Here is a 615-nt window from a genome sequence, read left to right on the forward strand (position 1 = left end):
TGCACTCTCGATAATTGCTTATCAATAAAACTTTAAAGTGAATTTAAAAATTGAAAACGTTTTACAAAAAATATATGCTGTTTTAAAGGAGTAGAATTATGAATAAACTTATTATTTATATTGTCAGTATAATTTTAGTTTCAATCTTAGGTTTTCTAAGTATAAGAGCTAATGATAATCAACCTGCTAGTTTTTATAAAGGGCTTAAACAAATGGCAGGAATATTATTTATTGATCTTATTCTTATTTTTCTAGCAGTATATTTTCATTACAATTAAAAAGGAAGTTGGTTGGGTCATGAAAGAAAGATTATTGTGGTTGTTAGTATATATAATTTGTTTATTAATTTTATATACTGTTAATTTTAAATTTGATATGTACTCATGGTATATATTAACTTTTATAGCTTTAGGAATAGGACTAATTTCTTATATTTCATTAGAGTTAAAGATTAGTAAAAATAAGGAAGAGCATTAAATGCTCTTCTTTATTTTGGTGTAGCGGTAAAATGGCTTACTGTTTTTGCACTCTCGATAATTGCTTATCAATAAAACGCATTAAATAAGTCTCTAGTTCGTTCATTCGTTTTTGCACTCTCGATAATTGCTTATCAAT

General features: G+C 25.2%; 1 protein-coding gene. It reads left to right on the forward strand.

From position 1 onward, the window contains the following. The first annotated feature begins 98 nt into the window (after nucleotides 1-98). Nucleotides 99-278, forward strand: a complete 180-nt coding sequence (locus HMPREF3029_RS08890; protein ID WP_070710480.1) for a hypothetical protein — start codon at nucleotides 99-101, stop codon at nucleotides 276-278. The last annotated feature ends 337 nt before the right edge of the window (nucleotides 279-615 follow it).

The sequence above is a fragment of the Nosocomiicoccus sp. HMSC059G07 genome, assembly GCF_001815515.1.
GTDB lineage: Bacteria > Bacillota > Bacilli > Staphylococcales > Salinicoccaceae > Nosocomiicoccus > Nosocomiicoccus ampullae_A.

Excerpts from the sequence above, each read along its gene's own strand:
- HMPREF3029_RS08890 (WP_070710480.1), top strand. The coding sequence starts at position 99 with ATGAATAAACTTATTATTTATATTGTCAGTATAATTTTAGTTTCAATC.